Genomic DNA, 24,798 nt, shown 5'->3' on the forward strand with positions numbered 1-24,798 from the left:
CCATTATGTATATAACCGGAAAATCTCCGCTTATTTTAAGCACCACTGGTTACTCGATCAAGGATAAGACTTCTTATATAAAAAAACCAAGTGAATCTCATTTAGATGCGTAGTAAACCCGTTATCTAACGACTCGGTTCTTTTCTTTGTATTTTAAGCTTCAGTCTTTTTAACCTTTGGTAATATTCTGCTTAATTGGACTTTTTTACGGCGTTCCCAAGTGGCTTCATTATTTGGATCAAATTGTTCAAGGAATGTGATAACTTCCTTTGTTATTGGTGTTGGTGTCGAGGCGCCAGATGTGACCGCAACATTTTTGGCATCTTTAATCCAGTCAATGTCTAACTCGGTAATATCGGCGATGCGATAGGCCTTTGTACCGGCAATTTCCTCTGAAACCTGTGCAAGACGATTGGAATTATTACTTTTCGGATCCCCAACCACGATTGTTACATCAGCTTCTGTTGCTTGTTCTGCAACTGCTTCCTGGCGTATTTGCGTGGCATGGCAAATTTCATTATAAACTTCTGCATGAGGATACTTTTCCTGAACTTTTTTCATTGTGTCAGCCACATCCCATTGACTCATCGTAGTTTGATTTGTCACAAGCAGCTTGTCGCAGTCGATCGTCAATGCTTCGACATCAAGTGGAGTTTCAACCAGGTGGACCATGTCTGGTGCTACACCAACCGCACCCTCGGGTTCTGGATGACCTTTTTTTCCAATATAAATTACCTGAAAGCCTTCTTTTGTTTTTTCTTCAATTAGATCATGGGTTCTCGTCACATCAGGACATGTCGCATCAATCGTTACTAGCCCTTTCCTTTTCGCCAGTTCTCTAACTTCTGGGGATATTCCGTGAGCAGTAAATATTACTGTTCCTGATTCAACTTTATCGAGTATATCTTTACGATTCTTACCGTCAAGGGTAATAATCCCCTCTTCCTCAAAAGCATCTGTAACATGTTTATTATGAACAATCATCCCTAAAATGTAGATTGGGCGTGGTAATGTTTTATCTAAAGCGGCGTTTCTTGCAATAACCATGGCATCGACCACACCATAGCAATAACCGCGTGGTGAAATTTTGATGATCTGCATATAAATAGTCCCCCTAAAAAGAACATTGATTCATAGATTTATGTATTTATTATATAAAACTAATATAAATAATACAAAGATACATTTTTCCTTTTCCGTTTTCGGAGAAAAAATAAGAATGCTGTTTCCAGCATTCTTATATTATATATACATTTTTGGAACTGAACTACCTTTTTGGTTTGATTTCCTTTTTGACGACGTCTGCTGTTGATTATTCTTACGTTTCTCTTTGTTTTTGGGAGTTCTATTTATAGGTTCTTCATTACTAGATGATTCATCGGCAGCTACTGCAGTTGGTTGATTATGTTCATCTTTTGCTTTATCCGTAGTTTTTGAAGCATTTTTGAATCCTTTATAAATTTTCCACATCGCCGGGAGATTTTTAACCATTGGGCCATACTGCTGAATCATCGGTCCAAGCGATTGGGCTGTCTTTAGAACTTGCTGAGTATTGTTCAACATGCTAGTTAGCCCGCCTGGGTTACTTAACGTTTGGAGCAGTCCACCGCCTCCTGATGCTGCTTTTCCTGCTGTTTGCATTCCCATAAGGCCGCTAGCTTGGTTTCTTCCTCCGAGAATTTTCGAAAGTAATCCCCCACGGCCTGTGTTCATAGGATTAGCTCTTCCCATCATTTGTCCCATCATGGGGTTGTTTCCTCCTCCAAACGGATTGGAAGGAGCACGCATCATTGGATTCCTGCCGCCAAATGGACTAAATCCAGGGTTTGTCATCTGATTTCGAGGTCCAAAAGGTCCTGAGCCCATTCCCCCCTGAAAAGGCATTCTTGGTCTTGGTTGCATCTCTTTGCCTCCTTTCAATTGCCTCATGGTTTAAATTATGCATTTATCCTAAATTGGTTTAGGTATTATACACAGGACAAAAACTAAATTTAGTTGTTTAAAAGTCAGTAGAAAGTAGAAAATGATATTAAAACGAAAGATAACTGGAGTTTTGCCGTGTTATTGACTATAATTGCAGGATGGAATAAAAAGTGTGGCTCTTGCAAAAGTATGAAAACTACCACAAAGTCATTAGATTTTAAATATAAGGAGCAAAAATATGAAAGAAAATCGTTTTGAGCGTTTTAAGTTTCAATCATTTATCTTTGAAGCCGTTAAGAAGTTCGGTTTTTCTGAACCGACTGAGATTCAGGAACGGATGATTCCTATCGTTTTAAAGGGAGAGAGTGCAATTGGTCAGTCACAAACAGGAACGGGGAAAACGCTAGCCTATGTTCTTCCAATCCTTGAAAAAATTGACCCTGCACGAAAGGAAGTACAAGCTGTCATTACTGCTCCTACAAGAGAACTGGCCTCTCAAATTTACCACCAAATTTTAAAGGTAACCGAGCATTGCAGCCCAGAGCAAGCCATTATGACTAGATGCTATATTGGGGGAACAGATAAGAATCGGACGATTGAAAAATTAAAGGTTCAGCCCCATATAGTAGTAGGAACTCCAGGGAGAATCAATGACCTCATGAGTGAAAAGGCACTTTTTGTTCATACTGCGGGAATACTTGTTGTGGATGAAGCCGATATGATGTTAGATATGGGATTTATTGAGGATTTGGATAGAGTAGCAGCAAAAATGCCGGAACAGCTGCAAATGCTCGTTTATTCAGCAACGATTCCTGAAAAACTAAAACCTTTCCTTAAAAAGTATATGGAAAATCCAAAAGTTGTTCAAATCGAACCAAAAAGAAAAGCGGCAGAAAATTTAGAGCATTATCTTTTGCCATCAAGACACCGCAGTAAAAAGCAGCTAGTTCATGATGCCCTTCTTGCTTACAATCCATATCTAGCGATTGTATTTACCAATACAAAAAAAATGGCTGAAGAAGTGGCTTACTTCCTAAATGAAAAAGGGTTAAAAGTTGGCCGTGTGCATGGTGACTTAAATCCTCGAGAACGGAAACAGATGATGAAGCAGATTCAGGATTTGGATTATCAATATATTATTGCAACGGACCTTGCTTCAAGAGGTATTGACATCGAAGGGGTCAGCCATATCATCAACTTTGAGCTTCCGTCTGACTTGGATTTTTACATTCATCGCGTGGGGAGAACTGCACGTGCCGGAAATTCAGGTATTGCCCTTACCATTTATGAGTCATCGGATGAAGATGCATTAAACCGATTAGAAAAAATGGGGATTCAATTTAAGAATGTGGATCTAAAAAATAACGAATTTGTTACCGTCGATGAACGAAATAAAAGAAAGACGCGTGTAAGACAAGAGGATAAGGCTGATCAAAAAGCGAAGTCCTTGGTTAAGAAGCCAAACAAAGTAAAACCAGGTTATAAAAAGAAAATGCAATGGGAAATGGATAAAATTAAAAAGCGTGAACGAAGGATTGAGCAAAGAAAAAAATAAACAAAATGGGGAGAAAAAAGGTATGCTTAAATTAGGATCACATGTTTCGATGAGTGGGAAAAATATGCTGCTTGCCGCAAGTGAAGAAGCAGTTTCCTATGGTGCAAACACGTTTATGGTCTACACGGGCGCACCGCAAAATACAAGACGAAAAAAAATCGAAGATCTAAATATTGAAGCAGGGCGCAAGCATATGGAACAGAACGGAATCTCTGAAATTGTCGTCCATGCTCCGTATATTATCAATATTGGAAATACAACGAACCCGGATACATTTGAGTTGGGTGTAAGGTTTCTTAGAACAGAAATTGAAAGAACAGAGGCCATTGGAGCAAAGCAAATCGTCCTGCATCCCGGTGCGCATGTCAGTGCTGGTACGGAGGCTGGGATTAAAAAAATTATCGAAGGATTAAACGAAGTGCTGACGGGTAAAGAGCAAGTACAAATTGCTTTGGAAACAATGGCTGGAAAAGGCTCCGAGTGTGGGAAATCCTTCGAGGAATTAGCGATGATTATGGATGGAGTAAATTACAGTGATAAGCTATCCGTTTGTTTTGATACATGCCATACCCATGATGCTGGCTATAATATTGTCGAGGATTTTGATGGAGTATTAAATGAGTTTGACAAAATCATTGGCATCAACAAACTGAAGGTACTGCATATTAATGATAGTAAAAATGCAGTCGGGATGAGGAAGGACAGACACGAAAATATCGGCTTTGGTCATATTGGGTTTAAGGCGCTTAATTATATTGTCCACCATCCACAGCTTACGGATATTCCCAAAATTTTAGAAACTCCCTATGTCGGTGAGGATAAGAATAATAAAAAAGCACCATATAAATTTGAGATTAATATGCTTAGGGAACAAAAGTTCAATGAGGAACTGCTTGATTTAATTATTCAATCATAATAAAAAGCTGTGCAAAGTGCACAGCTTTTTAGTTTTTAGTCAACTGGATAAATAACTTATTCACTTCTCGTGCCGTTGCTGGGCCAGCTGTTTTAGCAATTTCCTTCACTAATTGAGCTCGCTCGGAATCATTAAATATATTAACATTTTTTCCTCTTAAGTATTCGGAAATTTTCACTGCCTGCTGCTTATTCACTGATATATTAAATTGATCCGCATATTTTATCAGTTCGTCAGCAGTTATCGTGTTAATTTTATGATTAATGATGCTTTGGAAAATTGTCACTCTCACCACTCCTCACCTTAATGTATGAAAAAGCTCCGAGAGTGTGATTAGAGATTTTTTTGTATCAAATGTATGATTACAGGTGTAGCGGCTTTACATTCAAGATGACCTATTGTATACTACTTTAGGTTAAATCGGAATGATTCTTATAATTAAAGGTGATGCGCTGATTATGCAATCAATTATAGAAGTAAAAAAACTTTCCTATCGTTACGAAAAAGATGTGGTCCTTGAGGACATCAATATCACCATTCCAAGTGGATCCTTTTTAGCAATTGTCGGCCCGAATGGATCTGGGAAATCGACACTATTGAAGCTGATCTTAGGTTTACTAAAGCCCCAAAAAGGGAACATCTTGTTATTCGGGAAGGAAATCAATAAATTTAAAGATTGGCAAAAAATTGGCTATGTTTCACAAAAAGCTAATTCCTTCAACACAGGCTTTCCTGCCACCGTTTTTGAGGTTGTTGAGAGCGGCCTGACGAAAAAGCTTGGGATGTTTAAGTTTTTCAAAAAAGAACATGCTCAAAAAGTAATCGAAGCATTGGATGCAGTCGGGATGAAAGGGTTTAGCAATAGAAATATTGGTGAACTCTCTGGCGGTCAGCAACAAAGAGTTTTTATTGCACGAGCCCTTGTTAGTGAACCGAGTCTTCTGATTCTAGACGAGCCGACAGTAGGTGTTGATGCTGAGAATGTCAGCAATTTTTATCAAATGCTGGGTGATTTAAATAAAAGCCGTGATATTACACTTTTATTAGTTACTCATGATATTGGGACGATTTCGGACAAAGTCTCACATGTTGCCTGCTTGAATAAGCATTTGCATTTTCATGGGGAAACAAAGGAATTTGAGCAGCATCAAGCGGATGATATGTCTAGAGTTTATGGCCATGATGTGCACATTATTGCGCATAACCACGAACACGGAGGCGTTGTAAAATGATTCAAGGAATTTTCCACTATGAATTTTTACAAAACGCCTTTTTAACCGGACTTATGATCGGAATTATTGCTCCGTTATTAGGTGTGTTTGTCGTTGTCAGAAGACTATCATTAATTGCAGATGCCCTCAGTCATGTTACCCTAGCAGGGATAGCAGCGAGTTTACTGCTGGAAAGAAATGTAGCAATGATGGCTGGTGTAAATCCATTATACTTAGGAATGGTTTTTTCTGTTGGGGGCTCACTGTTTATCGAAAAACTGAGAGGCGTTTACAAGCACTATCAAGAACTTGCGATTCCAATTATTCTCTCTAGTGGTATTGGATTAGGGGTCATCTTCATCTCACTCGCCAATGGGTTTAATACAGACTTATTCAGTTATTTATTTGGCAGTGTCTCGGCAGTTAGCAGAACTGATTTATGGGTCGTATTTACAATCGGTCTCTTGGTAATTTTGGTGATTATTTTATTATATAAAGAGCTTTTTTTATTATCCTTTGATGAAGAGCATGCAAAAGCATCAGGAATTGCAGCGAAAAGCATTCATTTTATTTTTATTGTGATGGTGGCCTTGGTAATTGCAGCGTCGATGAGAATTGTCGGAATTTTATTAGTTTCTTCGCTAATGACCTTACCGGTAGCAGCCAGTATCCGACTAGCTAAAGGATTTAAGCAAACCATTTTTTTATCTGTCCTTTTTGGGGAAGTGTCAGTACTTGGCGGCTTATTTACAGCATATTACTTAGATTTAGCCCCCGGCGGGACAATCGTGATGATTGCGGTTCTCATCTTAATTTTTTCTATATTTTATAAAAAATTCTTAATTCGGAGGGGGCGCGAGTCAGTTGAACGTAAATGAGGCGATTCAATACTTAAAAGAAAAAGGGTTTAAACAAACAGGTAAAAGAGAAGATATGCTTCAATTGTTTGCTGACAGTGATAAATATTTAACCGCTAAGGAAGTACTGGATGAACTTAAAGATGATTACCCTGGTTTAAGTTTTGATACGATTTATCGAAATCTTTCCTTGTTCGTGAATATGGGGATTCTTGAGATGACAGAACTATCAGGAGAGAAGCATTTCCGCTTTACTTGTTCACGACATCATCATCATCATCATTTTATCTGTTTGACGTGCGGAAAAACGAAAGAGATTGAAACTTGTCCAATGAATGACTTAAGTGAAAATTTAAAAGGATACGATATATCAGGTCATAAATTTGAGATTTACGGACTTTGTCCTGAATGTCATTAAAAAAACAGCTTGTCTGCAGACAAGCTGTTTTTTTAATTAAGTAAGTGAACCTGCCATTTCGCGGCTGAGCTTTTGTTGCCTTGCCCAGTTTTCTACCCAAGTATAAGCTTCACTCCAGTTGCTTACACGGATGACACCATTTGGAAGAGGCTCTTGATTATAAGGTGTATCAAATAATATGACAGGAATCTGACACTCTTCATGGATCATCACCGCATTATCATGCTTATCCTCAAAGAAGATATCAATACCATGCTTTTTAATGGATGCAATTTTGTCATGGGATCCAATTAATTCAATATGATCAAATGTTAAACCATTATCGATAAACCAATCAATTGTAATATCAAGTAAATGCGAACTACGGGCGCTGATAAAAAACAATTCATGTTCTTTTTCCCACTTTTTTAGAACTTTCCCTGCTCCATTAGCAAGTGGGGAATTAGCATAAATCACCGGCTCATTTTCAGTAAACCATTTAGCAAACTCTTTTTCAGAAACATTTACGTATGGAGTATATTCATACTGGGTAACGTCTTCATACAAAATGTTAAGCCCAAATGCTTTATTAATAAAAGGAAGGATGGATTTTGGGCAGGTGACAGTTCCGTCAATATCGATACCAAATCTTTTCTTCATGTTTTTACTCACTTTCTTATGTCTTTGCAGTATCTCTATATATTTTACCAAAGTATCGACTTCAATAAAGTATAATTTTTTCGGTAATAGAAATAAAAGACTAATTTTAGCAAACATTAACATAATAAAAAGCAATCAGAGGCGAACAATAATTAATGCTCCTATTACTGAAAGTGAGGGATTAGGATGGCAGACGAAAGAGACACGAAAGTGCAAGAGGCTCTTCGAAGCTCAACTATTGGGCAAGATATTCCCAATTCTCCTACATCATTTAGGGAGGAAACTTCAACAGAATTGACTGAACCGATTAAGGCTCACTACACGTTGAAAAAAGATGAGTCGACGCCAAGGATTGGTGATTCTGTTCCGATTCACTCTTCTCAATATAAGGAAGAAACCGCTGCTGAAATTGCCGCACCTGTTCCTCTTATCCGCAGAAGGGAACAGTCAGACGAAAGGGAAAAGGCTGCTGGCGGTACTGGTATAGGTACGCTTGCGTTAGTACTTTCGATTTTATCATTGTTTGTAATGCCTATTCTTTTTGGTGCTGCAGGGATTGTGTTAGGTTTTGTTGCCAGAAGAAGAGGGGCCAATGGGCTAGGTGCCTGGGCCATAGGTATCGGTGCCATATCGATTGTTATTGGTATCTTTATTCTACCGTTCTTTTAACACAACCTGTATAGGAGCAAAAAGAAACCCGGTAAAATTACCGGGTTTCTTGACGTTATTTAGTGACCTTTTCTTCTTCAGTCTTTTTTTGAAAATATTCTTCTGCAATTTGGTCAATTTCTTTTTTCAGTTCTTCAACCAATTGTGCTTCAGGCACCTTACGGACGATTTCACCCTTCCTGAATAACAATCCTTCACCACGAGCACCGGCGATACCAATATCCGCTTCACGGGCCTCTCCAGGTCCGTTAACAGCACAGCCTAAAACAGCTACTTTAATTGGTGCTTTAATTTTTTCAATGTATTCTTCGACTTCATTTGCAATGCTGATGAGATCAATTTCAATCCGACCGCAAGTCGGGCAAGAAATCAATGTGGCTGCGTTAGAAGAAAGACCGAACACTTTTAATAGTTCTCGCGCCACTTTTACCTCTTGAACAGGGTCTGCACTTAAGGAGACTCGAAGTGTGTTTCCAATTCCCATGTGTAGAATAGTCCCTAAACCTGCTGCACTCTTTATACTGCCTGCAAACAGGGTTCCAGACTCAGTAATCCCAAGATGTAGGGGATAATCGAACGCTCTTGATGCCTTTTCGTAAGCTTCAATTGCAAGATTAACATCAGATGCCTTCATGGACACGATAATATCATGGAAATCTAAATCCTCAAGAATTTTAATATGGTGAAGAGCACTTTCGACCATACCATCCGCAGTGGGATATCCATATTTTTCTAAGATTCTTTTTTCAAGCGAGCCGGCATTTACGCCAATTCGGATCGGAATACCTTTTTCTTTTGCAGCTTTTACGACAGCCTCGACTTTTTCCCGCTTTCCGATATTACCCGGATTGATTCTGATTTTATCTGCTCCGCCCTCAATTGCTTTCAGAGCTAATTTATAATCGAAATGAATATCGACAACAAGTGGAATGTTGATTCTTTTTTTGATTTCAGGAATGGCATTTGCAGCTCGTTCATCTGGACAAGCTACACGAACAATCTGACAGCCAGCCTCTTCAAGACGTTTTATTTCAGCAACAGTTGCTTCAACATCATGCGTTTTGGTTGTGGTCATACTTTGAATAAATAATTCGTTACTCCCGCCAATTGTTAAGTTCCCTACTTTAATTGGTCGAGTCTTAGTGCGGTGTATTATTTCACTCACGTGTAATTCGCTCCTTCAAAATGGGATTCGAATAAGGTATATAAAAACAAGTCGACTTTATTTTATCAGCCTTTCACTAATTTTGACAAGAAAAAGCATTATCCTCTTTATTTTGAGTAATCAGGGAAATGATATGTAGACCCAATTTGTATTTTTTCTGGCGATTCCCCGGGGTTTAGTTTTCGAAAGTCCTCGATTAGGTCTTGAATTGATACCGGAAGTGATTTATTCAGTTGATGCTCCACGATAGATATTACGGTTTCCCCTGGTTCAACCTTTGCTTCAAAAGCAGGTATGCCTGTTTTTGGCTGGGTAGTTTGTGTCTCGATTTTAGCATCCACCTGCTGCGTAAGTGATGACGGCAGAGTACCTACAGTTAAGTCAATATAAATCACGTATATGATTAAAACGGCTAATAAGAAACCAAATAATTTTTTCATCGGTCAAGCCTCCAATGGACAGTTTGTACATAGGTATGCTTGTCCTAATGTAAAAAGAACGAATGTATTAAAAAAAAACGCCCTGGATGGGCGTCTTCTAGTTAACTTTTTTTGGTTTCGGTATTTCGTTTATGGCTAGGTATAAGACGATAATTACAACAAACCAATTAATCATGAAGCTGTTAGGAACGGTTGTTTTAATTGCCGACATAATGGTGAAAAAAAGTGTGGGCAATGTTTCGCTATATGCTGCCATTCGCCACAATTGCCTGTAATTCAGCTTCCTTCCTAAAAGGTTTTTTAATAAGAGACCAATTAGAGCCAAAACAGTTACTTCAATAAAACTACCTGCGCTTGCAAACAAGTAGAGAATTACAGAAACGACAGGAATGATTACCCATTTCATTCCACCGATTGCATTAATAAAATCGAGAAGATCACTCTTTGCAATGTTTAGCCCCTCTAACATAGAATAGGGATATGTATCCGTCCTGCCACCTGCACTTAAGGCAAATTCATCTTCCAAAAGTGCAAAAGCATTTCCTTCAGCTTGGACATCCTCAGATGAAACCGCACCAGTTGGATCAAGGATAATAGAAAAATCATCCTTATTTATTGTTATTGGCACTTTTGTATTTGCGCTTAAATGCCCGTCTTGAATTGAAAAATCAGGCAATTCGTCATTAATAATTGTTCTAGCCGTATCAATACCTGTAGTAAGCGTAGTGCTTAAGTAGATAACTGATGGCAGGATCGAAATTAATGTTAAGAAAAACACATATAATATTGTTTTTCCTATCCCTTGAAATCGAAATAAGGCAATATCTTTTGGCGAATAAATGCTTTTATACAATTGCTTGAAAATATTCATAATGACCACCTTTATACATTAAATCACAAATGTTTGCTTCCGCATCTATTGTATCTTGAGTAAAGGTTATATACAAGAATGACAACAATTCATTTTTCTTTTTGAAACTTAAGACAAGTTATAATCGTATGAAGGTAAGTGTAAACTGGAAAAATATTGAGAAGTCGTTTATAAGGGATGAATCATATGGAATTGATTTATTGGAGTATCATTATTTTGTTATTTATTGTAGCATTTGTTGGTCTGGTGTATCCGATTGTTCCAAGTGTGTTATTTTTACTGGCGGGGTTTTTATTATATGGAGTCTTTTTTAATTTCCACCCCTTTCAATGGTACTTTTGGTTAATTCAAGGTTTGTTTATCGTTCTTCTTTTTGTTGCAGACTATATTGCCAATATGATTGGAATTAAAAAATATGGAGGATCGAAGGCAGGAATCTGGGGGAGTACGATTGGGATAATCGTCGGGCCATTTGTTATCCCTTTTTTAGGAATTCTTATTGGTCCATTTATCGGAGCTATCGGAGCTGAATTAATCTTCAACAAAAGAAATTTCACAGAGAGTATTAAAATTGGTTTTGGCTCGGTGATTGGATTTATAAGTAGCGTTATCACAAAAACCATTATCCAAATTCTAATGATTGTCTATTTTTTCATATTGGTCTTGTGAAAAAGCCACCAGTTTGGTGGCTTCAGGCTATCGAAAAACTTTCGATAGCCTCTTTTTTTATAATAACTTTAATAAATCACTTCGTTAATTTGCTTTAATAGTATTAAAATATAGGCTTTGAAACATGTCTGTTGAATTGCGCTCCAGGCACGCAGACTCCTGCGGGAGGCTCCCCGGACCGCCCGCGGAAAGCGAAGTGACTGGAGCGGAAATAAACAGGTCCATTGGCAGGTACAATTTATAATTAAATACTGAGTAATAAAAAATTGCCGAGAAAAATACCCTTTCTCGACAATCTGAAGCCACCAGTTTGGTGGCTTTTAATTTAATTCAATCCGCAAATTTCAAAGGGACAATTTTGGCAATCTACCTCTTCTTTTAGATAATCGAGCTTTTTTATGGTAAACTTTTGATTTTCGTAGGTAATAATATCTTTCTCTCGAAGTTCTTTTAACGCTCTTTGGATAACTTCTCGTGTCCCATAGGTTAAATTTGCTAGCTCCTGATGTGTCAATGGAAGGTCTATAAGAATTCCATCTTCTGTCCTGATGCCATAAGAATTACATAAACGGATGAGGATCGAATATAAACCGCCTTTTTTACCATTCATAATTAAGTCTTGGCATTTCATTTGTGCCTTTAAATAACCTGTACTTAGCCAAGCAACAAGAGCACCCATTGCTTCAGGATCATTTTTAACGAATTGTTCAAATTGATCCTTTTTAATAAGAATCATTTCACAATCAGTCAACGCTTTTGCGTAAAATTGATAATGAGGATTTTGTTTGAAAAGTTGATACTCTACAATTAATTCCTGATCATTTAATATTTTTAAGATAAAATCCTTACCGCGTAAATGAACTCTGCCAAGTGATATACTTCCTGTAAGCAATAAGTAGACATATTCAACCGAATCCTTCTCTTGAAAAAGAACGGAACCTGCTTTAATCTTTTGAATTGGTTCTTTTTTTTCGAAAAAATAAACTAATAAATTATATATAGAAAAACTACTTGTCTGCATAGAAAATCACTCCTTATACACGCTACACTTTGATTAAAATAAATTATTAACATGGTGTCAATAGAGCCTTAACAAGAATTGGGAGTGACAAAAGTCGGATATGACAAAAATCGTTGACAGATTGCCCTTTAGGTTAAACGTGACAATTTTTCGAAAATTAATAAGAAACGGTTTTGAATTACCTTTTCAATAAAAATGAATAATCTCATTGATTTCGGGAATGGTATTTATGTTAAGTACCTAAGCATTATATTTGAAACAATGATATAACTTTGGTATCTTAAAGAGGAAAGCTTTAGAAATATTCAAAATTCTAAAGCCGATTCATCATATTTACATAGGAGGAATAATAATGGCATTTGAATTACCGCAATTACCTTATGCAGAAAATGCACTCGAACCACATATTGACAAAGAAACAATGAACATTCACCACACTAGACATCACAACACATATGTAACTAATTTAAACAACGCTTTAGCTGGTAATGAAGAATTACTTTCTAAATCCGTTGAAGAAGTTATTTCTAATTTGGATGCGGTTCCAGAGGCTGCTCGTACAGCAGTTCGCAACAATGGCGGTGGTCATGCGAATCATTCTTTATTCTGGCAAATCCTTTCTCCAAATGGCGGCGGTGCACCTGCTGGTGAATTAGCTGATGCCATCAGCAGTAAATTTGGCAGTTTCGAAAGCTTCAAAGAAGAGTTTGCTAAAGCAGCAACTACTCGTTTTGGATCTGGCTGGGCATGGCTTTCTGTGTCTAACGGGGAATTAGAAGTTTCAAGTACACCTAACCAAGACTCTCCATTAATGGAAGGCAAAACTCCTATTCTTGGTCTAGATGTTTGGGAGCATGCTTACTACTTAAAATATCAAAACAAACGCCCAGATTATATTTCCTCTTTCTGGAATGTTGTAAATTGGGATGAAGTATCAAAACGTTACAGCCAAGCAAAATAATTGCGATGAAAAAAAGGCAGCCATTCATGGCTGTCTTTTTTTGTGCATAAGAAAAACTTGCTTGTTAAAGACTACCCATAAGATAAAGGGGAGTTTTTTTATGGTTAAAAAACTAAAGATTCTAGGTGATGTTAAACTAACAAAGGATTTATCACTTTTGCTTATTATCGGGGGGTTATATTCATTAAGCATCGCTTTATCCAACACATTTGTAAACATTTATCTATGGAAACAAACGGGTAAGTACTCAGATATCGCCCTTTATAACTTATCGATTGTTGTACTGCAACTGCTCACTTTCATCTTAGCAGGGCGATGGGCAAAGAAAATCGACAGGGTAATTGTTCTTAGAATTGGTGTGATTTTTTTAGCGCTTTTTTATGTAATGGTGTTAATATCGGGCACAAATGCATCTACTTACTTACTTCTATTAGGGAGTTTGTTAGGAGTAGGATATGGTTTTTATTGGCTTGCTTATAATGTGTTAACCTTTGAAATCACCGAACCAGATACGAGGGATTTTTTTAATGGTTTTTTAGGAATATTATCATCTGCTGGTGGAATGATTGGCCCTATCGCTGCTGGTATAATCATTACTAGATTTGAACAGTTCACCGGTTATACGATTGTCTTTGGGCTGTCTTTGGGATTATTTGCTTTTGCAGTTTTTATGAGTTTTTCTTTAAAACCTCGACCATCGGCAGGAAGCTATTGTTTTAAAGCGATTCTAAATGAAAGAAAACAAAATGAAAACTGGCGTCTGATAACGAACGCTCACTTCTTCCAGGGCCTCCGAGAAGGGACTTTTGCATTTGTCATCTCAGTTCTTATTTATCTTTCGACGGGGAGTGAAATGTCTTTAGGCACATTTGGTCTTCTAAATTCAGGAATATCATTTATAGCCTATTATCTGGCCTCCCGGTTAATTAAACAAAAGTATCGAAAAAAGGCGATACTGATTGGCGGACTACTCCTATATATTGCCGTGCTTATTATTGCTTGGGACGTAAATTTTGTCAAATTGTTAATCTATGGCGGGATCATTGCAATTGCCTATCCGCTTTTACTTGTCCCATATATGTCAACTACATATGATGTAATTGGAACAGGATGGAAAGCAGCAGAAATGAGAATTGAATACATAGTGGTTCGAGAAATTTTCTTAAACTTAGGAAGAATCGTTTCGATATTATCCTTTTTAGTGGCAATCACTTGGTTTAAAGCAGAAACTAGTATCCCAATTCTCCTTCTCATTTTAGGCGCTGGGCACACATGCATCTATTTTTTTCTTAAAAGAGTACAATTACCAACTACCTAATGCGTTGAGTATCTTTTTTTACTCAGCGCTCTTTTTTTCTTTGACGCTATGACCGGATAAATTGGTAAGGGTTTTTCATAGAAAAAAGCTGACATATCCTATAAAATAGAGAAAGTTAGCTTAAGCCGTGAAAAAAAGGAAGTGTTTTTATCCCTTGAATAATAAAAAGAAAAAAAAGAAGGAACATGTGCCATTTCGATTAAATATGCTATTTTTTGTTGTGTTTTTGCTATTTTCGATCCTTATTCTTAGACTTGGTGAATTACAAATCGTGTTTGGTGATGATTTTAAACGTGAAATCGAGCGGACTGAAGATATTACTGTTAATAACCCTGTACCAAGGGGGAAAATGTTCGATCGAAATGGGAAGATTATTGTTGATAATAAGCCATTGAATGCAATTACTTATACAAAATATCAACAAACCACCCAGAAAGAAATGTTGGAAACAGCGGGACGTTTGGCAAAAATAATTGATATGACGGGAAAAAAAGTTCCTATCCGTGACAAAAAGGATTTTTGGATATTAACAAATCCAAAGCCAGCCAAAGCGAAAATAACCGAAAAAGAATGGGCATCTTATAAACAAAAAAAATTGACCGATAAGCAAATTTATCAACTTCAATTAGATCGAATCACTGAAGATGATCTAAAAAGTATTTCTGGTGAAAAACTAGAAACTCTTGCTATTTACAGGCAATTTAATAGTGGGTATGCTTTAACCCCACAAATTGTTAAAAATGTTAATGTAACGGACAAAGAGTACGCTATTGTTAGTGAAAACTTAGAAAATTTACCTGGTGTAGATACAACAACCGATTGGGAACGGAGCTACGTTTTTGGTGATACTTTAAAATCAATCTTAGGAGATGTCACTACATCCGAATCAGGAATCCCAAAAGAGCAATTACAAAAGTATATGGCTCGTGATTATAGCCGTAATGACCGTGTTGGCAAAAGTTATCTTGAATTAAAGTATGAGGATGTACTCCATGGTCAAAAGGCAAAAGTGAAAAATGTAACCGATAAGACAGGTCATATCCTTTCGACAGAAGTAGTTTCGGAAGGGAAAAGGGGGAAAGATCTTGTTTTGACCGTCGATATGGATCTTCAGAAGAAGGTTGAAGATATCATCGAGGAAGAAATGTGGAGTGCCAAGCAACAACCAAATACTTCCCTTCTAGATCGAGCCTTCGTCGTTCTAATGGACCCTCATACCGGTGAAGTCTTATCACTGGCTGGAAAACAGATTGGTAAAGATAAAAAAGGGCACACAGTCATGAATGACTTTGCCGGCGGAAATATTACGACTTCTTATAATGTCGGGTCAGCAGTTAAAGGGGCAACGATTTTAACCGGTTATAAAACCGGGGCCATTCAACCAGGTTCCACACAACTAGACGAGCCGCTCCGAATTGCTAGCTCACCAGTAATGTCTTCATGGAGAACCTTTGGCCGAATCAATGATTTAAGAGCATTACAGGTTTCTTCCAACGTATATATGTGGAAAACAGTAATCGCAATGGCAGGCGGTCAGTATAGAGCAGGTCAACCATTACCGCTTGATTATTCAGCGTTTGATACTTTGCGTCAGTCCTTCAGTCAATTTGGCTTAGGTACGCGTACAGGGATTGACCTGCCTAATGAAATGAGCGGTTTTCCAGGTCCTGAGCGGACTCCTGGTTTACTTCTTTTCTTGGCGATTGGTCAGTATGATACGTATACGCCAATTCAACTCGCACAGTACGTTTCCACAATAGCAAATGGCGGGAATCGTATCCAGCCGCATATGGTTAAGGAAATTCGCGAACCTGAAATGGAAAATAATGAATTGGGCCCGATTGTCGAGGAAATTCAGCCGAAGGTCTTAAATCGTTTAGATATGAAGGAATCTTGGATTAAAAGGGTTCAAGAAGGTTTTCGAATGGTCATGCAGGTTGGTGACGGTACAGCTGTAAGTCACTTTAAGAACAAACCATACAATCCTGCAGGAAAAACGGGAACTGCCCAAGCATTCTATTACGGTTCCGATAAATCAAAATATGGCACTGCAGTCATGAACCTAAGCTTGGTAAGTTTTGCACCCGCTGATAATCCAGAGGTGGCCATGGCAGTTGTGGTCCCATGGGCATATCAAGGGAATAGTGGTCCAAGTCTTAATAATTTAATCGGCAAAAGAGTATTAGATGCATACTTTGACTTAAAGAAAGAACGTCTAGCGAAAGAAAAGAATACTACTGAACAATAATATGTATAAAACACTTGTCGCAACTGTGGCAGGTGTTTTTTTATTTAGTAAAAGATCTCGTATGCATATTTCTATGATTTTAAGGTGAAAATAAGCTTGTCTATTTACAAAACCTCAACACATCTTTACAAAATCTTTACATTCAATTAAAACTCAGTTAACAGTCGAGGTTTATTCTTAGTCATGTAAGGCAGAACAAATAACTAACAAACCAAAATTTACAGGGGGAATTAAACCAATGAAAAGTTTCAAGAAAATTAGCCTAGCACTTATTTTAGCAGCGTTAATGGTATTTGTTGCTGCTTGTGGTGGAGGAACAACTACTAATAAAAAAGACGGAACTTCAAATAAAGAAAATAAAACAGCTGAACTTTCTGGCTCATTAAGCGTTTCTGGTTCTTCTGCAATGCAACCATTAGTTGCCGCAGCTGCTGAAGAGTTTATGGCGAAAAATCCAAAAGTCGATATTCAAGTAAATGCTGGTGGATCTGGGACAGGCTTATCACAAGTTGCAGAAGGATCTGTACAGATTGGTAACTCCGACGTATTCGCTGAAGAAAAAGAAGGCATCCCAGCCGATCAACTTGTTGACCATAAGGTAGCTGTTGTTGGTATGACTGCAGCTGTTAACCCTAAAGTGGGTATTAAAGATATTAAAAAAGCAGATTTAATTAAAGTATTCACTGGTAAAATTACTAACTGGAAAGAACTTGGCGGAGCCGATCAAAAAATCGTTCTTGTCAACCGTCCTGATTCTTCTGGAACTCGTGCGATTTTTAATAAATTTGCTCTTGATGGCGCAACACCTGCGGAAGGAATTACGGAAGATTCTTCAAACACTGTTAAAAAGATTATTAACGAAACTGAAGGTGCTGTTGGTTACCTTGCATTCTCCTACTTCACTGATGAAACAGTAACTCCTCTTGCAATTGACGGTGTTGAGCCAACTGCAGAAAATGTACAATCAGGTAAATTCCCAGTTTGGGCTTACCAACACTCATATACAAAGGGTGAGGCAACCGATCTTGCTAAAGTGTTCCTTGACTACTTAATGTCTGACGATATCCAAAACACTTTATTAAAGGAACAAGGATATCTTCCTGTAACAAAAATGAAAGTAGAACGTGATGCAAAAGGGAATCAAAAAGACCTATAAAAAATAGGTTGAATAATGAAAGGGTAAATGCATCAATGCATTTACCCTATTATGACGTATTTTAGGGGTGTTTGGTGCATTATGGAAAAGTTAGTTCCTGCAAAAGACAGATTGTTAAAGTCTAATAAAAATTGGCTGGATGGTGAATTGCGCGGGAAAATTCTCGTTATCTTGTGTGCTGTAATTATGATATCAGCAACAATCTCGATAACCATTTTCCTGGGTACGAAGGGTTTACAATCCTTTATAAAAAATGGTGTAAGTCTTATTGAGTTCATAACTAGTACCCAATGGAATCCTACAAATCAAGCGAAACCTGAATACGGTGCTTTACCGTTTATTTTTGGTTCCTTTGCAGTAACCTTTCTTGCAGCAATAGTGGCAGCACCACTTGGGATTGGCGGCGCGATTTTTATGACCGAAATTGCACCCTCATGGGGAAAAAAGATATTACAGCCTGTCATCGAGCTGTTGGTCGGAATTCCATCTGTAGTTTATGGCTTCATCGGGCTTACAGTGTTAGTACCATTTATTAGGGAACAGGTGGGTGGACTAGGCTTTAGCTTGCTCTCAGGTACAATTGTATTATCCATTATGATTTTGCCGACAGTAACCACTATTGCAACCGATGCAATGAGTTCACTGTCTAAAAATCTTCGCGAAGGTTCGTATGCTTTAGGTGCTACTCGCTGGCAAACGATTAGAAAAGTTTTAATACCTGCTGCATTACCTACTTTGTTAACCGCTATCGTTCTTGGGATGGCAAGAGCATTTGGAGAAGCTCTTGCGGTTCAAATGGTCATCGGTAACGTAAGAGATATACCAACAAGCATATTAGACGCTTCAGCCACATTAACGACAATTATTACGCTAAACATGGGCCATACCACCTACGGTAGTGTTGAAAATAATACTCTTTGGTCAATGGGCTTAATTTTATTAATCATGTCGTTTGCGTTTATTCTCCTCATTCGCTACCTTTCGTCAAGGAGGAAAATGTGATGAACAGTAAAACTGCAGATCGTATTGCCACAGGAGTATTTATCGCAATTGCAATTATTATCATTTCTATATTAGTTGGTTTATTTTCATATATTTTAGTTAATGGACTTAAACATATTTCTCTCGACTTTTTAACCACGCCGTCGAGCAATGTACGTGCGGGCGGAGGAATTCGTGACCAATTATTCAATTCGTTTTATATATTATTTATTACGATGCTCATTGCCCTTCCATTAGGTATTGGCGGTGGAATATATATGGCAGAGTATGCAAAACCGGGGAAAATTACAGACATTGTTCGTTCTTGTATTGAAGTCCTTGCATCACTGCCCTCGATAGTTATTGGGATGTTTGGTTTATTAATGTTCGTTAATCTAACAGGCTGGGGCTATACCATTTTAGGAGGAGCTTTAGCATTGACTGTTTTTAATCTGCCTGTAATTGTGCGTGTTAGTGAGGATGCTATCCGTGCTGTCCCAAGTGATTTGAAAGAGGCTAGCCTTGCCCTAGGGATTACCAAATGGCATACGATAAAAACCGTTTTATTACCAAGTGCATTTCCGACGATTTTAACAGGTGCAATTCTCGCTGCAGGTCGTGTATTTGGTGAAGCTGCTGCACTATTATTTACTGCTGGTCTTTCAACACCAAGACTCGATTACGCAAACTGGAATCCATTTTCCTCGCAATCACCGTTAAATATATTTCGACCAGCAGAAACGCTTGCTGTTCACATTTGGTCTGTAAATACACAAGGGTTAATTCCAGATGTTGAAGATGTTTCCAATGGGTCAGCTGCGGTTTTAGTATTATCGGTATTAGTATTTAACTTATTAGCCAGGTGGATTGGAAGTATGATTCACAAGAAGGTAACAGCATCAAAATAAAGGCGGGGAGATAGGATGGTTACAGCATTTATGGAAAAAACGACTGAAAACCAAGCTGTTCAATCAAGCAGCCAATCGCATAAAGAGTCTATTTTAAAGGTGAATAATTTAGAGATATTTTATGGAGAAAAACGAGCAGTAAATGGGATCTCAATGGATATTGAAAAAAAATCCATAACAGCACTTATAGGCCCTTCAGGCTGTGGCAAATCAACTTTTTTAAGAAGTATTAATCGAATGAATGATCTGATTCCAGGAGCAAGGGCAGAAGGAGAAATCATATACGAAGATCTCAATATCTTGTCTGAGCAAATCAATGTGGTTGCTCTACGTAAAGAAATCGGCATGGTTTTTCAAAAACCCAACCCATTTCCAAAATCCATTTATGAAAATATTACACACGCACTTAAATTTGCTGGAATCAAAAAGAAAAGCAAATTAGATGAAATTGTGGAAGAGAGTCTGAAAAAAGCAGCATTATGGGAAGAAGTAAAGGATAGGCTTCATAAATCTGCCCTATCCCTATCAGGCGGACAGCAGCAGCGTCTTTGCATAGCAAGGACAATTGCGATGAAACCTACTGTCATGCTTCTTGATGAGCCTTCTTCAGCGCTGGACCCGATATCCAATGCTAAAGTGGAGGATTTAATTGTTGATTTAAAACAGGAATATTCAATAATCATTGTCACCCATAATATGCAGCAGGCATCCCGTATTTCTGATAAAACAGCCTTCTTTTTGAGCGGAGATATTATTGAATATGATTATACGGAAAAAATCTTTACCAACCCAGCTGTTAAAAAGACAGAGGAATATATCTCAGGAAGGTTTGGATAAGGGGGAAAAGTAGTGGCAATACCAACATTAACCAGACAAGTATTTGATATTAAAGACCTAAATTTATGGTACGGTGATCACCATGCATTAAAGAACATCAACTTTCCGATTAATAAAAAAGAGGTTACCGCTATCATCGGTCCCTCTGGCTGTGGTAAATCTACATTTATTAAAACTCTTAACTTAATGATCAATATGGTACCAAATGTGAAAATGACAGGCGAAATTAATATTAATGGGCAAAATATATTAGATAAGAAAGTGGATCTCGTCGACCTACGTAAGCAAGTGGGAATGGTTTTTCAGAAGGGCAATCCGTTTCCACAATCTATCTTTGATAATGTTGCTTACGGCCCAAGGGTCCATGGGATCACAAAAAAGAAGCATCTTGATGAAATTGTCATTAAATCACTAATGGATGTGGCACTCTGGGAAGAAGTAAAGGATCGATTAAATGCTCCTGCATTAGGACTATCTGGTGGACAACAGCAAAGGTTATGTATTGCAAGAGCACTTGCAACCAAACCTGAAGTGTTGCTAATGGACGAACCCACATCAGCTTTAGACCCAATCTCTACGTTAAAAATCGAAGAAATGATCTTAGAATTGAAAGAAAAATATACAATTGTTATTGTTACCCATAACATGCAGCAGGCATCAAGGGTTTCAGATAAGACTGCATTCTTTTTAATGGGTGAATTAATCGAACTTGATTCAACTTCGACAATTTTTTCTAATCCAAAAGATTCACGTACTGAAGGATATATAACTGGAAGATTCGGATGATGAGGTGACGTATATGAGTACAAGAACAAATTTTGATAATGATCTAAATGAGTTAAAAGGTTTGCTAGTAAAAATGGCTGAAAAGTCCGAGTATGCAATCAAAGAAGCAATGATTGCTCTTATTAATCAGGACATGGAAAAGGCGAAGCAGGTAATTGATGGGGATAATGAAATCGATGATCTCGAATATGAAATTAATGATAAAGCATTATTATTAATTGCAAGACAATCACCTGTAGCCACCGATCTTAGGAAAATAAGTGTGGCCTTAAAGGTTTCATCTGAAGTGGAACGATTTGCGGATATAGCAGTAAATATAGCCAAATCGGCACTTCATCTCGGTAATCAAAAGCATTTTAAAGAAATAATTGATATACCGAGAATGATGGGAATGGCATTAGAAATGGTTTCAGACTCGATAAAAGCCTATTATTCTGAGGACATTGAATTGGCAAAAAAGAGCGCTGAGAAAGATGATGAAGTCGACAAAATGTTTGGCAGCTTGATACAAGAGCTGTTGAGCTATATTCCAGAAAATCCAAATGCAACTAACCAAATTATTCAATTATCATTTGTATGTAGATATATTGAAAGAATCGCCGACCATTCAACGAATATTGCGGAAAATGTGATCTACCTTGTGACGGGTAACCGTATTAATTTGAATGCATAATGGAAAAATATTGTTGATTCAAGATGAGGAGTTTTTTTCCTTATCTTTTTTTTGTTTACAGTGATGAGTCTTGGTAATTCAATCCTTATCTCTTCCAAGAAACGACAATTTGCGTTTATTGTGTGCGGTTGAAACTGGTGGTACCATTAAATTATCAATTAATGAGAATAATTCGCAATTTTGCGCATATAATGATTGTTTGCAGAAATGGAGGAAGAAATGAATAATGAGGTTTTTAAATTAGAAGGAGATGGAAGGACCATAACCTTAACTGAAAAACAAAATTATAAACAGACTCCGATCGACCAACAGCCACTGGATACACTGCTATTTATTCCAGGTTTATGGATAAACGGAAAATACCTTTGGCTCCATGATTGTACAGAAAAGGTTTTTAATCAGGAAGAAATAATTATCAGGGTGAAACAGGAGCAGCCGCACTCTAAAATTCGTTTTTCAAGCATTTATATCAGTAATCACAGCAATGAAGTGAAGCAGATTAAAATGTTGGCCATGCATTACTATCCCAATGTTATTCAAGACAATATTGCATTTGTATCACCGACGGATAAAAGAATCTTTCACCTCGCCAATAATAATATTTACTTGGTGAATGGAGACTACAATGGTGTAGGAATGAAGGAATATACAGCTATGCCGCAATGGAATGTCTTTACAGACCGGATATGGAGTTCACTTCAAAAGGGGAATTTAAATTATTATCCAATGGTCAAAAGTCCTGCAGCAAGTATTTTTACTATAAACTTGACGTTAGATTCTCATGAAATTGGAAAAATGAATACCTGGACGATTTCTGGTTCCAATAAAACCGATATACTTTCCATGGAGCAAGCGCTTTTAAAGCAGATCGAAAGAAGTTGTTAATTATCTAGAAAAAACATACTAGCATTTCCTTTTAAAAAATGATATCATTGAAAAGTCGTATGAAAGAAATGCTTAATTGTTTGGAGGGAAATAACATGCGTGTGAATATTACATTGGCTTGCACTGAGTGTGGAGATCGTAACTATATTTCAACAAAAAATAAACGTAATAATCCAGATCGTCTTGAGCTTAAGAAATATTGCCCAAGAGAAAAACGTTCAACAGCACATCGTGAAACAAAATAAACAGTAGGGGCTTCCTGCTGTTTTTTTTGTGCCTAAAAATTAGGAGGCTTCCTGAAAATGAATAATAAAAACTCTATTCGTAAACAAATGAAAGAAACACTTTCAAAGCTAACAAAACCTCAGTATGAAGATTATTCTTATAAAATTGCTTGTCATCTTTTTGAGGATGAGGCCTGGAAACAGGCGCAAGTTATTGGATTAACGGTTTCAAAACAGCCGGAAGTTGATACATTTCAAATTATTCGCAAAGCCTGGGAATCAGGAAAACAAGTGGTTGTGCCAAAATGTGAACCTCAAGTTAAAAGACTATCCTTCCGTACAATAAATGAATTTTCACAACTGGAATCAGTATTTTATGGCTTATTGGAGCCCATTGAGGAACTAACCAAGGAAGTGGATGCTTGTAAGATTGACCTTATGATTGTTCCAGGTTTAGCCTATACCAGAGAAGGCTATCGTTTAGGTTTTGGGGGAGGCTACTATGATCGTTATTTACAAGATTACCCTGGGGAAACCATTTCACTTGCCTTTAACGAACAAATAGTCCCTTATTTTCAGGTTGAGGAGCATGATATCCCAGTCTCAAGAATTATTACTAACCATGGAATTATCAAAATAAAATGATCGAAGCATTTTTGATTTTCATATTTATTCTACTGACGAGTGCAGCAGGTTATATCCGCAAATCCTTGACATTCACAGGGGCCATAGCTGCCATTTTCGTTGGACTTGCCGTATTTTTAGGCTTCGGTGAAAAAGGTCTTTTCCTGCTTGGCGTATTTTTTGCCTCATCAAATTTTTGGTCAAAATATAAAAGTAGTGATAAGAGCATAATAGAGGAGAAGCTTGCAAAAGGGGCTACAAGAGATTGGCGTCAGGTAGCAGCAAATGGAGGAGCGGCAGGTCTTTTCAGTATCATTTATGTTTTCAACCATGATATGATCTGGATGGTAGGCTTTGCAGTCTGTCTGGCTAGTGCCAATTCTGATACGTGGGCCTCGGAAATTGGTAGTTTAAGCAAACAAGAACCATTATACATACGGACCTTTAAACGGGTGGAAAAAGGGACATCTGGAGCAATCAGTTTATTAGGAAGCTTAGCTTCCCTTGCAGGTTCATTTCTAATCTCCATCATAGGCTTTTGGCTTTTTGATTTAAGTTTTTTCTTAACGGCGCTTGTTTTTATATTTGGTTATTTGGGAAATGTTATTGATACGTTGATTGGAGCATTTTACCAACAGGTTTATGTTTGCAAGGAATGTGGGATAGAGACTGAAAAAAAGAGGCATTGCGGTTGTCCGGCAACTAGAATAAAAGGGTCTATCTTTGTGGATAATGATATGGTGAATTTCCTTTCAGGTTTAATTGCTGCAATGGCAGCGATAGGAGTCTTATATTTATATAATTAAATTTTATCCATCCTTATAGGATAATATGTACAGCCCA

Annotated in this window: 28 protein-coding genes; 20 read left to right on the forward strand and 8 right to left on the reverse strand. The window is 37.5% G+C overall.

All coding sequences use genetic code 11. The annotated features are described in order from the left end of the window. Positions 1-153: 153 nt before the first annotated feature. Together BDR01S_RS14100 and vrrA are read right to left on the reverse strand one after the other, a co-directional pair. Positions 154-1,101 (reverse strand): 4-hydroxy-3-methylbut-2-enyl diphosphate reductase, encoded by a 948-nt coding sequence (locus BDR01S_RS14100; RefSeq protein ID WP_066257657.1) that lies wholly within the window; start codon positions 1,099-1,101, stop codon positions 154-156. Positions 1,102-1,242: 141 nt separating this feature from the next. Further along, positions 1,243-1,902 (reverse strand): VrrA/YqfQ family protein, encoded by a 660-nt coding sequence (gene vrrA, locus BDR01S_RS14105; protein WP_066257656.1) that lies wholly within the window; start codon positions 1,900-1,902, stop codon positions 1,243-1,245. Positions 1,903-2,161: 259 nt separating this feature from the next. Here vrrA and BDR01S_RS14110 point away from each other — a divergent pair, with 259 nt between their 5' ends. Together BDR01S_RS14110 and BDR01S_RS14115 are read left to right on the forward strand one after the other, a co-directional pair. Beyond that, on the forward strand, positions 2,162-3,478 hold the full coding sequence (locus BDR01S_RS14110; protein ID WP_066257654.1) for a DEAD/DEAH box helicase: 1,317 nt from the start codon (positions 2,162-2,164) through the stop codon (positions 3,476-3,478). Positions 3,479-3,500: 22 nt separating this feature from the next. Beyond that, the gene (locus BDR01S_RS14115) at positions 3,501-4,394 is read left to right on the forward strand and encodes a deoxyribonuclease IV (protein ID WP_066260280.1); all 894 of its coding nucleotides are present in this window, start codon (positions 3,501-3,503) and stop codon (positions 4,392-4,394) included. Positions 4,395-4,422: 28 nt separating this feature from the next. Here BDR01S_RS14115 and BDR01S_RS14120 read toward each other — a convergent pair whose 3' ends face one another. Beyond that, positions 4,423-4,680: a DUF2624 domain-containing protein gene (locus BDR01S_RS14120; protein WP_066257653.1), complete on the reverse strand. Its 258-nt coding sequence runs from the start codon at positions 4,678-4,680 to the stop codon at positions 4,423-4,425. Positions 4,681-4,852: 172 nt separating this feature from the next. On the opposite strand from BDR01S_RS14120, the gene BDR01S_RS14125 reads away from it, so the two are divergent. The 3 genes from BDR01S_RS14125 to zur are packed head-to-tail and all read left to right on the forward strand — an operon-like array spanning position 4,853 to position 6,880. Beyond that, positions 4,853-5,626: a metal ABC transporter ATP-binding protein gene (locus BDR01S_RS14125; protein ID WP_066260278.1), complete on the forward strand. Its 774-nt coding sequence runs from the start codon at positions 4,853-4,855 to the stop codon at positions 5,624-5,626. Continuing rightward, positions 5,623-6,483 (forward strand): metal ABC transporter permease, encoded by an 861-nt coding sequence (locus BDR01S_RS14130; protein WP_066257652.1) that lies wholly within the window; start codon positions 5,623-5,625, stop codon positions 6,481-6,483. The genes BDR01S_RS14125 and BDR01S_RS14130 overlap by 4 nt, the downstream gene beginning before the upstream one ends. After that, positions 6,470-6,880, forward strand: a complete 411-nt coding sequence (gene zur, locus BDR01S_RS14135; RefSeq protein ID WP_066257651.1) for a zinc uptake transcriptional repressor Zur — start codon at positions 6,470-6,472, stop codon at positions 6,878-6,880. Before BDR01S_RS14130 ends, zur begins: the two co-directional genes overlap by 14 nt. Positions 6,881-6,916: 36 nt before the next feature. On the opposite strand, the gene BDR01S_RS14140 is transcribed toward zur, so the two are convergent. Next, positions 6,917-7,519, reverse strand: coding sequence for a 5' nucleotidase, NT5C type (locus BDR01S_RS14140; protein ID WP_066260276.1), 603 nt, complete (start codon positions 7,517-7,519; stop codon positions 6,917-6,919). A 186-nt stretch (positions 7,520-7,705) separates the two neighbouring features. Between BDR01S_RS14140 and BDR01S_RS14145 the strand changes: the two genes are divergently transcribed. Continuing rightward, complete coding sequence (locus BDR01S_RS14145; protein ID WP_335582592.1) at positions 7,706-8,188, forward strand: DUF4190 domain-containing protein; 483 nt, start codon at positions 7,706-7,708, stop codon at positions 8,186-8,188. Between the two features lie 55 nt (positions 8,189-8,243). Here the strand turns inward: BDR01S_RS14145 and ispG are convergent, their stop codons facing one another. The 3 genes from ispG to BDR01S_RS14160 form a co-directional block, all read right to left on the reverse strand. Further along, positions 8,244-9,353 (reverse strand): flavodoxin-dependent (E)-4-hydroxy-3-methylbut-2-enyl-diphosphate synthase, encoded by a 1,110-nt coding sequence (ispG, locus tag BDR01S_RS14150; protein ID WP_066257649.1) that lies wholly within the window; start codon positions 9,351-9,353, stop codon positions 8,244-8,246. Between the two features lie 107 nt (positions 9,354-9,460). Further along, on the reverse strand, positions 9,461-9,793 hold the full coding sequence (yqfZ, locus tag BDR01S_RS14155; protein WP_066257647.1) for a protein YqfZ: 333 nt from the start codon (positions 9,791-9,793) through the stop codon (positions 9,461-9,463). 97 nt (positions 9,794-9,890) lie between these two features. Further along, on the reverse strand, positions 9,891-10,664 hold the full coding sequence (locus BDR01S_RS14160) for a DUF1189 domain-containing protein (RefSeq protein ID WP_066257646.1): 774 nt from the start codon (positions 10,662-10,664) through the stop codon (positions 9,891-9,893). 186 nt (positions 10,665-10,850) lie between these two features. Between BDR01S_RS14160 and BDR01S_RS14165 the strand changes: the two genes are divergently transcribed. Then, the gene (locus BDR01S_RS14165) at positions 10,851-11,333 is read left to right on the forward strand and encodes a DUF456 domain-containing protein (RefSeq protein WP_066257645.1); all 483 of its coding nucleotides are present in this window, start codon (positions 10,851-10,853) and stop codon (positions 11,331-11,333) included. Between the two features lie 325 nt (positions 11,334-11,658). Here the strand turns inward: BDR01S_RS14165 and BDR01S_RS14170 are convergent, their stop codons facing one another. Next, entirely contained in the window at positions 11,659-12,354 is a 696-nt protein-coding gene (locus BDR01S_RS14170; RefSeq protein ID WP_066363212.1) for a Crp/Fnr family transcriptional regulator, read from the reverse strand. 352 nt (positions 12,355-12,706) lie between these two features. Between BDR01S_RS14170 and BDR01S_RS14175 the strand changes: the two genes are divergently transcribed. The 13 genes from BDR01S_RS14175 to BDR01S_RS14235 all read left to right on the forward strand — a co-directional run bounded on the left by BDR01S_RS14175 (position 12,707) and on the right by BDR01S_RS14235 (position 24,761). Further along, the gene (locus BDR01S_RS14175) at positions 12,707-13,315 is read left to right on the forward strand and encodes a superoxide dismutase (protein WP_066257643.1); all 609 of its coding nucleotides are present in this window, start codon (positions 12,707-12,709) and stop codon (positions 13,313-13,315) included. Between the two features lie 100 nt (positions 13,316-13,415). Further along, complete coding sequence (locus BDR01S_RS14180; protein ID WP_066257641.1) at positions 13,416-14,633, forward strand: MFS transporter; 1,218 nt, start codon at positions 13,416-13,418, stop codon at positions 14,631-14,633. Positions 14,634-14,838: 205 nt separating this feature from the next. Next, positions 14,839-16,881, forward strand: a complete 2,043-nt coding sequence (locus tag BDR01S_RS14185) for a peptidoglycan D,D-transpeptidase FtsI family protein (RefSeq protein WP_082797431.1) — start codon at positions 14,839-14,841, stop codon at positions 16,879-16,881. Positions 16,882-17,119: 238 nt separating this feature from the next. Beyond that, positions 17,120-18,037 carry a phosphate ABC transporter substrate-binding protein gene (locus BDR01S_RS14190; protein WP_066257637.1) on the forward strand — a complete coding sequence of 306 codons (918 nt, stop codon included), beginning with the start codon at positions 17,120-17,122 and terminating at the stop codon, positions 18,035-18,037. An 81-nt stretch (positions 18,038-18,118) separates the two neighbouring features. Continuing rightward, entirely contained in the window at positions 18,119-19,039 is a 921-nt protein-coding gene (gene pstC, locus BDR01S_RS14195; protein WP_066257635.1) for a phosphate ABC transporter permease subunit PstC, read from the forward strand. Continuing rightward, positions 19,039-19,926 carry a phosphate ABC transporter permease PstA gene (gene pstA / locus BDR01S_RS14200; RefSeq protein ID WP_066257634.1) on the forward strand — a complete coding sequence of 296 codons (888 nt, stop codon included), beginning with the start codon at positions 19,039-19,041 and terminating at the stop codon, positions 19,924-19,926. Before pstC ends, pstA begins: the two co-directional genes overlap by 1 nt. Before the next feature lie 30 nt (positions 19,927-19,956). Beyond that, complete coding sequence (pstB, locus tag BDR01S_RS14205) at positions 19,957-20,763, forward strand: phosphate ABC transporter ATP-binding protein PstB (RefSeq protein WP_066260265.1); 807 nt, start codon at positions 19,957-19,959, stop codon at positions 20,761-20,763. A 12-nt stretch (positions 20,764-20,775) separates the two neighbouring features. Next, entirely contained in the window at positions 20,776-21,549 is a 774-nt protein-coding gene (pstB, locus tag BDR01S_RS14210; RefSeq protein WP_066257632.1) for a phosphate ABC transporter ATP-binding protein PstB, read from the forward strand. 13 nt (positions 21,550-21,562) lie between these two features. Next, complete coding sequence (gene phoU / locus BDR01S_RS14215; RefSeq protein ID WP_066257630.1) at positions 21,563-22,222, forward strand: phosphate signaling complex protein PhoU; 660 nt, start codon at positions 21,563-21,565, stop codon at positions 22,220-22,222. A 219-nt stretch (positions 22,223-22,441) separates the two neighbouring features. Continuing rightward, positions 22,442-23,107: a hypothetical protein gene (locus BDR01S_RS14220; RefSeq protein ID WP_066257628.1), complete on the forward strand. Its 666-nt coding sequence runs from the start codon at positions 22,442-22,444 to the stop codon at positions 23,105-23,107. Between the two features lie 95 nt (positions 23,108-23,202). After that, positions 23,203-23,352, forward strand: a complete 150-nt coding sequence (rpmG, locus tag BDR01S_RS14225; RefSeq protein WP_066064234.1) for a 50S ribosomal protein L33 — start codon at positions 23,203-23,205, stop codon at positions 23,350-23,352. A 57-nt stretch (positions 23,353-23,409) separates the two neighbouring features. Further along, on the forward strand, positions 23,410-23,976 hold the full coding sequence (locus BDR01S_RS14230) for a 5-formyltetrahydrofolate cyclo-ligase (protein ID WP_066257626.1): 567 nt from the start codon (positions 23,410-23,412) through the stop codon (positions 23,974-23,976). Then, positions 23,973-24,761: a DUF92 domain-containing protein gene (locus BDR01S_RS14235; RefSeq protein ID WP_066257624.1), complete on the forward strand. Its 789-nt coding sequence runs from the start codon at positions 23,973-23,975 to the stop codon at positions 24,759-24,761. Before BDR01S_RS14230 ends, BDR01S_RS14235 begins: the two co-directional genes overlap by 4 nt. Positions 24,762-24,798 lie beyond the last annotated feature (37 nt).

The organism is Neobacillus drentensis NBRC 102427 (genome assembly GCF_001591445.1).
Lineage (GTDB): Bacteria > Bacillota > Bacilli > Bacillales > Cytobacillaceae > Neobacillus > Neobacillus drentensis.

Coding starts and splice junctions, on each gene's coding strand:
- BDR01S_RS14100 (WP_066257657.1), bottom strand. CDS start 1,101: ATGCAGATCATCAAAATTTCACCACGCGGTTATTGCTATGGTGTGGTC.
- vrrA (WP_066257656.1), bottom strand. CDS start 1,902: ATGCAACCAAGACCAAGAATGCCTTTTCAGGGGGGAATGGGCTCAGGA.
- BDR01S_RS14110 (WP_066257654.1), top strand. CDS start 2,162: ATGAAAGAAAATCGTTTTGAGCGTTTTAAGTTTCAATCATTTATCTTT.
- BDR01S_RS14115 (WP_066260280.1), top strand. CDS start 3,501: ATGCTTAAATTAGGATCACATGTTTCGATGAGTGGGAAAAATATGCTG.
- BDR01S_RS14125 (WP_066260278.1), top strand. CDS start 4,853: ATGCAATCAATTATAGAAGTAAAAAAACTTTCCTATCGTTACGAAAAA.
- BDR01S_RS14130 (WP_066257652.1), top strand. CDS start 5,623: ATGATTCAAGGAATTTTCCACTATGAATTTTTACAAAACGCCTTTTTA.
- BDR01S_RS14140 (WP_066260276.1), bottom strand. CDS start 7,519: ATGAAGAAAAGATTTGGTATCGATATTGACGGAACTGTCACCTGCCCA.
- BDR01S_RS14145 (WP_335582592.1), top strand. CDS start 7,706: ATGGCAGACGAAAGAGACACGAAAGTGCAAGAGGCTCTTCGAAGCTCA.
- yqfZ (WP_066257647.1), bottom strand. CDS start 9,793: ATGAAAAAATTATTTGGTTTCTTATTAGCCGTTTTAATCATATACGTG.
- BDR01S_RS14160 (WP_066257646.1), bottom strand. CDS start 10,664: ATGAATATTTTCAAGCAATTGTATAAAAGCATTTATTCGCCAAAAGAT.
- BDR01S_RS14165 (WP_066257645.1), top strand. CDS start 10,851: ATGGAATTGATTTATTGGAGTATCATTATTTTGTTATTTATTGTAGCA.
- BDR01S_RS14170 (WP_066363212.1), bottom strand. CDS start 12,354: ATGCAGACAAGTAGTTTTTCTATATATAATTTATTAGTTTATTTTTTC.
- BDR01S_RS14175 (WP_066257643.1), top strand. CDS start 12,707: ATGGCATTTGAATTACCGCAATTACCTTATGCAGAAAATGCACTCGAA.
- BDR01S_RS14180 (WP_066257641.1), top strand. CDS start 13,416: ATGGTTAAAAAACTAAAGATTCTAGGTGATGTTAAACTAACAAAGGAT.
- BDR01S_RS14185 (WP_082797431.1), top strand. CDS start 14,839: ATGCTATTTTTTGTTGTGTTTTTGCTATTTTCGATCCTTATTCTTAGA.
- BDR01S_RS14190 (WP_066257637.1), top strand. CDS start 17,120: ATGAAAAGTTTCAAGAAAATTAGCCTAGCACTTATTTTAGCAGCGTTA.
- pstC (WP_066257635.1), top strand. CDS start 18,119: ATGGAAAAGTTAGTTCCTGCAAAAGACAGATTGTTAAAGTCTAATAAA.
- pstA (WP_066257634.1), top strand. CDS start 19,039: ATGAACAGTAAAACTGCAGATCGTATTGCCACAGGAGTATTTATCGCA.
- pstB (WP_066260265.1), top strand. CDS start 19,957: ATGGAAAAAACGACTGAAAACCAAGCTGTTCAATCAAGCAGCCAATCG.
- phoU (WP_066257630.1), top strand. CDS start 21,563: ATGAGTACAAGAACAAATTTTGATAATGATCTAAATGAGTTAAAAGGT.
- BDR01S_RS14220 (WP_066257628.1), top strand. CDS start 22,442: ATGAATAATGAGGTTTTTAAATTAGAAGGAGATGGAAGGACCATAACC.
- rpmG (WP_066064234.1), top strand. CDS start 23,203: ATGCGTGTGAATATTACATTGGCTTGCACTGAGTGTGGAGATCGTAAC.
- BDR01S_RS14230 (WP_066257626.1), top strand. CDS start 23,410: ATGAATAATAAAAACTCTATTCGTAAACAAATGAAAGAAACACTTTCA.
- BDR01S_RS14235 (WP_066257624.1), top strand. CDS start 23,973: ATGATCGAAGCATTTTTGATTTTCATATTTATTCTACTGACGAGTGCA.